Source organism: Thermoplasmata archaeon (genome assembly GCA_035532555.1).
Lineage (GTDB): Archaea > Thermoplasmatota > Thermoplasmata > Lutacidiplasmatales > UBA184 > Lutacidiplasma.
This window is the reverse complement of sequence record DATKQS010000007.1, coordinates 1-6,884: the sequence shown is the minus strand read 5'-3', so window position 1 is coordinate 6,884 and position 6,884 is coordinate 1. Positions and strand designations below refer to the sequence as shown.

7 protein-coding genes are annotated in these 6,884 nt (G+C 66.7%); all 7 read left to right on the top strand.

Going from position 1 to position 6,884, the window contains the following annotated elements:
* On the top strand, positions 1-387 hold a 387-nt coding region (locus tag VMV28_01740; GenBank protein HUZ79331.1), incomplete at its 5' end, for a transposase.
* A gap of 129 nt (positions 388-516) precedes the next feature.
* Complete coding sequence (locus tag VMV28_01735) at positions 517-1,209, top strand: class I SAM-dependent methyltransferase family protein (GenBank protein HUZ79330.1); 693 nt, start codon at positions 517-519, stop codon at positions 1,207-1,209.
* A 134-nt stretch (positions 1,210-1,343) separates the two neighbouring features.
* On the top strand, positions 1,344-2,507 hold the full coding sequence (locus VMV28_01730; GenBank protein ID HUZ79329.1) for a TFIIB-type zinc ribbon-containing protein: 1,164 nt from the start codon (positions 1,344-1,346) through the stop codon (positions 2,505-2,507).
* A gap of 79 nt (positions 2,508-2,586) precedes the next feature.
* The gene (locus VMV28_01725; GenBank protein HUZ79328.1) at positions 2,587-3,789 is read left to right on the top strand and encodes a PD-(D/E)XK nuclease family protein; all 1,203 of its coding nucleotides are present in this window, start codon (positions 2,587-2,589) and stop codon (positions 3,787-3,789) included.
* A 54-nt stretch (positions 3,790-3,843) separates the two neighbouring features.
* Positions 3,844-4,911 (top strand): formate--phosphoribosylaminoimidazolecarboxamide ligase, encoded by a 1,068-nt coding sequence (locus VMV28_01720; protein ID HUZ79327.1) that lies wholly within the window; start codon positions 3,844-3,846, stop codon positions 4,909-4,911.
* A 40-nt stretch (positions 4,912-4,951) separates the two neighbouring features.
* Positions 4,952-5,905, top strand: a complete 954-nt coding sequence (locus VMV28_01715; GenBank protein ID HUZ79326.1) for an ABC transporter ATP-binding protein — start codon at positions 4,952-4,954, stop codon at positions 5,903-5,905.
* Positions 5,902-6,648, top strand: coding sequence for an ABC transporter permease (locus VMV28_01710; protein ID HUZ79325.1), 747 nt, complete (start codon positions 5,902-5,904; stop codon positions 6,646-6,648). The genes VMV28_01715 and VMV28_01710 overlap by 4 nt, the downstream gene beginning before the upstream one ends.
* Positions 6,649-6,884: the final 236 nt, after the last annotated feature.

The window sequence follows — 6,884 nt, the reverse complement described above, 5'->3', positions numbered from 1 at the left end:
GGGGGCCAGCCCGGGTTCCCGCGCTTCAAACGCGAGATCACTTCCATGTGCTACCCGGACTCGAACGGGTCCGGAGCCCTCGTTCCCGGTCGGAACGGGACGTGGCGGTTTCGCCTGTCCACGGTGGGGGAACTTCCCATCAAGGTTCATCGTCTGCCGCCGGAGGGCAGGGTCAAAACGGTCACGGTCAAGCGCGAGGGGGACCGCTGGTATGCCGTCCTCACCTACGAGATTGCGGACCCGGCTCCCGCGCCGGCCACGTCGGCCGAGGCCCCGGTCGGAGTGGACCTCGGCCTCACCCACCTCGCCACCCTTTCGACCGGGGAGGTGGTCGAGGCGCCGAAGTTCCTCCGCCGCGACTCGGTCCAGAGGGCTCGTCGTGGTTGAGGATCCCGTCCCCGGCGCGCATGTCGATCCCGTCGGAGGCAGGCGAGTGAGGTGGGCATTGACGGTGCGAGTTCGATCTCGAGCGCCGAACGAGGCGGAACAGAACGCAACGGGTCGGGACGCCGGATCATGACGAGTGAATGGGTAGAGTGGCACGCGGGATACGACCGAGATCAGCCGAACGCGAGGCGCCTGAAAGTCGTGCAGAGCCGGGTCGCGGAGGCGTTGGACCAGGCTCCACCCGGCCCCGTGCGTGTCCTCAGTCTGTGCGCCGGCGACGGCCGTGATCTGCTCGGCGTCCTCGCGACCCACCCCCGGGCGAAGGAGGTCGAAGCGCGCCTCATCGAGCTGGAGCCTCAACTGGTGGCATCGGGCCGCGAGAGCGTAGCGCGTCTGGGCCTGAGGGGCATCGTCTTCGTGAAGGACGACGCTTCGAACACGCGATCGTACGTGGGCGCCGTGCCTGCCGATCTCGTGCTTGCATGCGGGATCTTCGGTAACATCCTGGATGAGGATATCAAGCGTACAATCGACCACCTCCCCGAACTCTGCGCCGGGGGTGCGGTGGTGATCTGGACGCGAGGACGCTTCGAACCCGACCTGACTCCAACCGTCCGCGGCTGGTTCCAAGCGGCGGGATTCGAGGAGTTGAGCTTCGTGCCCATCCCCGATACCACCGCCTCGGTCGGCGCGCACCGGCTTGTGCGAGACCCTGTGCCCTTCCGGGACAATGAACAGCTCTTCACCTTCCTGCCCCGCGAGCTCCGGCCCTCTACTCGCCCCAGCGGACAACCCGCCCCGAGAAAGTCCCGGCCCGCGTGAGAACGGCTCAGCGCTTGGGAGGGGTGCTTAGAGCCGTGTTACAACACGGCACGGTGTAGGGCGTGTTTGGACAAGAGTTACATAAAACGTCTGAACGTATTTATACCGGGCCATCGTTACTCAATCTTGGAACCATGACGGCTACTGCATCGACCCCAGCATCGCATCGCTCTCGTCCCACGGCCTCCCGAACTGTAGCTTCGAAGCCCACCACAGCCAAGGCCCCGACCTCGAAGGTCACCGTGCCGAAGGCGCTCGTCCCCAAAACGCTCGCCTCGGGGCACAATGCGCCCGGTGCATCCTCCGCGCCTTCCTCCGACACATGCCCGAACTGCGGTTCCTCCCACCTCATCCGTGACGAGATCCGCGGCGAGATCGTTTGCGCGGACTGCGGCCTCGTGGTTGACCAGAGCGCGCTGGTCAGCGACCGTGGCCAGCGTGGCGGAAAGGAGGACACCGGGCGCGAGGCCCGCGGCTGGGGACCCGTCATCTCACCGTTGATGCCCGACAAGGGTCTCTTCAGCGAGATCGGCGTGCCGACGCGGGACTTCCAGGGCAACAGCCTCTCCCGCAACACGTCCCTCAAGTTCTACCATCTGCGCAAGCTCAACCACCGGCTCCGGGCCGCACGAACCCACCAGCGCAACTTGGTCGTCGCGCTCGGCGAGCTCAACCGGCTCGCAGGAGTCCTCGGCCTCTCCCGTGAGGTGAAAGAGTCCGCGACGTACATCTACCGGCGGGCCCTCGAACACAAGGCCACGCGCGGAAAGAAGATCGTCGCGCTCGTGGCTGCGAGCGTCTACGCCGCGTGCCGTCAGTGCCACGTTCCGCGAACGATGAAGGAGATCATCGCGCACTCCAAAGCGACCAAGATCGAGGTCGGACGCGCCTACACGCTGCTCGCACGCGAGCTCAAGCTCGGGTTGAAGCCGGTCGAGCCGCGGGACTACCTCGTGCGCTTCACGCAGGATCTCAACCTCTCCAAGGAGGTCCGGGCGAAGGTGCTCGAGCTCCTCGAGCAGGTCGAACAAGTGTACTCGACGAGCGGGGTGCTCCCGAACGGAATCCTCGCGACGATTATCTACATCGCGTCGAACCTGATGGGCGAGCCACGGAGCCAGGACCGGATCGCGGCGGTGGCGAACGTCACACCGGTGACGATCCGCAATCACTACAAAGAACTCCTCGACCTGTTGGGGCTCCCCAAGAACCTCGCGAACCCCCAGGCCCGGGCGAACCTGGTCCTCCCGGGGACCCTTCCCCCGGTGGAAGGGAACGCCACCGTCGCGGGTCAGTAGACCCGTCCGCGCGCTCGGCAGGGCTTCCCCGGGATGCGAGCCCCATAACGAGATGAACGTCTCGGGGGCTGAGGCCGTGGTGGCAACGGTTCCGACGCTCAGCTACTCGTCCTCGAGGGCGTACCTCGAGTGCCCGCTACGCTGGAAGTTCCTGTACATCGACCGGCTCACCGAGGCTCCCCGGGGCTACTTCTCGTTCGGCCGGACCATCCACTCCGTCCTCGAGACGATCGTGCGACCGCTGGTCGTGCCCGGGGCGCGGCGATCCGGAGAGGCCGAATCGCAACGCACGCTCGATGACTGGCATCCCTCCGCGCCGACGGTGACGGGACCCGCGGGGCTCTCGGAGGAGGAGCTCTTCGCGATCTACGATCGGGAGTGGCTCAACGAGGGCTACACGTCCCCCGAGGAGGAAGCCCGGTACCGAGCCCTCGGAGCCGAGATGCTCCGAGGATTCTACGCGCAGATGCGCCGGGACCCGCCTCGCCCGGTGGCGGTGGAGCAACACCTCGAAGCATCCTGGGACGGGATCCCAATCCACGGATACATCGATCGAATCGATCGGGCGCCGGGAGGGGGGCTCGCCGTCCTCGATTACAAGACCTCGCGCGAGCTGCGGGCCGAGGACGCACGCGAGTCCGACCAACTTTCGCTCTACCAGGTCCTCGTCGAGAAGAACTACTCCGACCCGGTCGAGGAGCTGACCCTGTACCATCTCCGCTCCCTCACGCCGCTCAAAGTGTCGCGACGCCCGAAGGAGACCCTCGAACTTCTCTACGATCGGCTCGGAGCGGTGACGGATGGGATCCACGCCCAGGCGTTCGATCCCACTCCGGGGCGACAGTGCGCGCGATGCGAGTTCCAGTCCCGTTGCCCGGAATTCCGCATGGTCCCAGCGCAGGAGCAGGAACGTCTCCGGGCGCTCGTCGACCGGTTCGTCCAGTTGCGAACCGAAGAAGAGCGGGTCGCGGGCGAGCTCGAGCGGACGGCGGAGGATCTCCATCGGTCAGCGGTGGACCTCGGGGTCCATCGCGTCCCCGGCTCCGGAGCGATCGCGATACGGCACAAGGAGGAGAGCTGGCAGTATCCCCCGGAGCGGATCGGGCCGATCCTCCAACGCGCCGGGATCCGCGACCGCTTGACCTCGGGCCGGCCCGAGGAGGTCCGGCGCATCGTCCGGGACCCCTCGATCGATCCCGAGATCCGCCGACGGGTCGCCGATGCCGGCACCCGTCGGGTGAAGTGGTACTGGGAGCTCGAAGAGAGCTCTCGCGCCGACTGAGCCGACCGGCCGGCTCCTCGCAAAGGATATTTGGGCTTCCCGGTAGGCTTCCCTATGGGAGTCCACCTCGCACCCCCGGCCCGCCTGCGCTCTATCGAGGGGCGCACCCCTACCATCGCCACCCTGTGTTCGCACTCTTCCCTCCAGATTTTCCACGGCGCGCGCCGTGAGGGATTCCCGACGCTCGGGATCACTGCGGGAAACCCACCGAAGTTCTACGACGCTTTCCCGCTCGGCCGCCCGGACCGTTTCCTGTCGATCCCGAAGGTCTCCGAACTGCCGAACTCGGCGGCAACCCTACGCGAGGAGGGAGCGATCCTGATCCCCCACGGATCGTTCGTGGAGTACCTGGGGCCCGAGCGGTTCGTCGCGCTCGATGTTCCGGTGTTCGGCAATCGCGCGGTGATCGGCTGGGAATCCGACCGACGCAAGGAACGTGACTGGCTCGAGTCCGCCGGGGTGCTCATGCCGCTGCGCTTCGAGGAGCTCCGTGACATCGACCGGCCGGTGATCATCAAGTACTACGGAGCGAAGGGCGGCAAGGGATTCTTCCTCGCCAAGAACCGAGCGGACACCGAGGCGTTCCACCCGACGGGCCCGTACGTCATCCAGGAGTACGTGCTCGGAACGCGCTACTACGTCCACTTCTTCTACTCGCCGTTGTCCGACCGCGGCTACCGGGTCGGCTCCGGGTCGCTCGAGCTTCTGGGGATGGATCGACGAGACGAGGCGAACATCGACGAGCTGTACAAATTGGGATCGCAGGAGGAACTTCAGCGCGCGGGAATCCGACCGACGTTCGTCGTCACGGGCAACGTGCCGGTGATGCTGCGCGAGTCCCTCCTGCCCCAGATCTTCGACGTCGGGGCGCGGATCGTGGAGCGGTCGATCGAGCTGTTCGGAGGGATGGTGGGCCCCTTTTGCGTCGAAGGGATCATGACCGAGGACCTCCAGTTCAAGGTCTTCGAGATCTCGACACGCATCGTCGCCGGGACGAACCTGTTCATCTCGGGAAGCCCGTACTCCGAGATGATCGAACCGGGCCTCTCCACGGGCCGCCGGATCGCCCAGGAGATCCGCCGCGCGACCGAAGAGCACCGCCTCGCCGAGGTCCTGAGCTAGGCCTCACGGCCCCCTCCCTCGAGGCACCTCAGGCGCTTGCATGTCCAGCGAACCGGCGATCCGTGCGATCGGCATCGGCAAACGCTACCCCAAGGCACCGCCCGGGGTCGCCGCGCTCGCCAATCTGTCGCTGACCGTACCCGCCGGGAAGATCTACGGGCTGATCGGGCAGAACGGTGCCGGGAAGACGACGTTCATCCGGATCGCCGCCACCCAGCTCACTCCGAGCTCGGGCGAGATGTACGTTCTCGGCCATCCCATCCTCCGGGAGGAGCGGGCGATCCGCGCGCGCGTCGCCTGCGTACCCCAGGAGTCCCGCCCGTTGTACTTCCTGAACACGGAAGAGGTCGTGTACCTCTACCTGAAGCTGCGCGGAATCGACCCGCTGGAGGCCCGGCAGCGCACGAAGGCCGCGCTCGAGGAGCTCTCCCTCTGGGAGTACCGCAAACGTCAGGTCTCGCGCCTCTCCGGGGGTCTGCGGCGCCGCGCCCTCGTTGCGATGGTGCTCGCCTCCGACGCCGATCTGTTGTTCCTGGACGAACCGACCACCGGGCTGGATCCTCTGGCCCGGCGTCAGGTTTGGGAAGCGATCCGCCGCGCGAGTCGCGAGCACCGGACGATCCTCCTAACGACCCACTACTTGGACGAGGCGGAAGCGCTCTCCTCTCGGATCGCCCTCATCGATAAGGGCCAGATGCTCCTCGAGGGGACGGCGGCGGAGCTCCGGGCGCGCGTCCGATTGCCCTACCGGGTCTCCGTGCAGGGCTCGGCGCTCCTGTCCGAGCTCGAGCCGTACGGACGTGTCAGCGCGATCGAGGGCGGGTTCCTCGTCTTCGCGCGGGAGGCCGATGCGCGCGAGCTCGCGCGTTGGGCGCTCGAGCGGGGCCACCGCGTCTCGATGGGACCGGTGACCCTGGAGGACGTCTTCCTCGAGGTCGTGGGCCGCCCGATCGAGCAGGATGAACCGCTCGCCGAGGGCGCGGAGGCCGCATGAGCGAACGCCACCGCCTACGCTCGGTCCTGACGCTCATCGAGCTCAACGGGCTCATCCCGATCCGCACGCAGCCGCTCTACCTCGTGAACCTCCTGGCCTCTCCGCTCGCCTTCTTGTTCTTCATCACGATCGCGTCCGGTGGCGTCCTGCTCGCGTACGGGATCGGCGGAGGGATGATCCTCACGATGCTCAGCGTGGGCACCGGTCTCCAGTCGGATCTCACGCATTACCGCCACGATCTGAAGTTCCAGGATATCGTCGTAGCGTCGCCGGTCGAGGCGCCGACCTACGTCGCTGGGATGGCGCTCTCCGAGCTCGTGTACTCCACGCCCGGAATGCTGCTCTTCCTCGGGCTCTGGTTCGTGACCGGCGCGGCGACGGCGCTCCACGCTTTCATCCTCGCGGGGGCGCTCCTGCTCGTCTGGGCCTTCGCGAGCGCGCTCGCCTTCACCCTCGCGACGTGGTTCGAGGACGTCCGAGAGACGTTCATGTTCAGCCCCCTGATCTCCCTGGGACTGACGGTGATCCCGCCGGTCTACTATCCTCTCAGCGCGCTCCCTCCGTGGGCCCAGTACGTGGCCCTGGTGTCGCCCACCACGTACGCCGCGAGCCTCGTTCAGAGCGCGATGGGCCTCATTCCCATCACCTGGAGTACGGCCGCGCTCGACTGGGGCATCCTCATCGCCTTCACGGCGGGACTTTTCATCCTGGCGAGCTTCAAGGCGCGCTGGCGCGAGGCGTGAGTGGCCCATCGGTGCGCATCCACGGGCGCGAGTTCCCGAAAGCTCCGGCGAGGGCTTTAGCAGTTAACGATAAAGAGTAGAAATAGGGCCATCTATATCCCATATTTGTGGATATCCTGCTCCGGCCCCGGGAGGTCGCCCGCCGTCTCGGGCTCACGGTCCGCACGATCCAGCAGATGGACCGGGACGGCCGGCTCCGCGTCGTCCGAACCTCCGGGGGTCGCCGACGTATTCCC

What these genes read in the sequence shown, in the direction of transcription:
- VMV28_01720 (HUZ79327.1), top strand. Translation starts at nt 3,844, where the DNA reads ATGGGAGTCCACCTCGCACCCCCGGCCCGCCTGCGCTCTATCGAGGGG.
- VMV28_01735 (HUZ79330.1), top strand. Translation starts at nt 517, where the DNA reads ATGACGAGTGAATGGGTAGAGTGGCACGCGGGATACGACCGAGATCAG.
- VMV28_01715 (HUZ79326.1), top strand. Translation starts at nt 4,952, where the DNA reads ATGTCCAGCGAACCGGCGATCCGTGCGATCGGCATCGGCAAACGCTAC.
- VMV28_01730 (HUZ79329.1), top strand. Translation starts at nt 1,344, where the DNA reads ATGACGGCTACTGCATCGACCCCAGCATCGCATCGCTCTCGTCCCACG.
- VMV28_01710 (HUZ79325.1), top strand. Translation starts at nt 5,902, where the DNA reads ATGAGCGAACGCCACCGCCTACGCTCGGTCCTGACGCTCATCGAGCTC.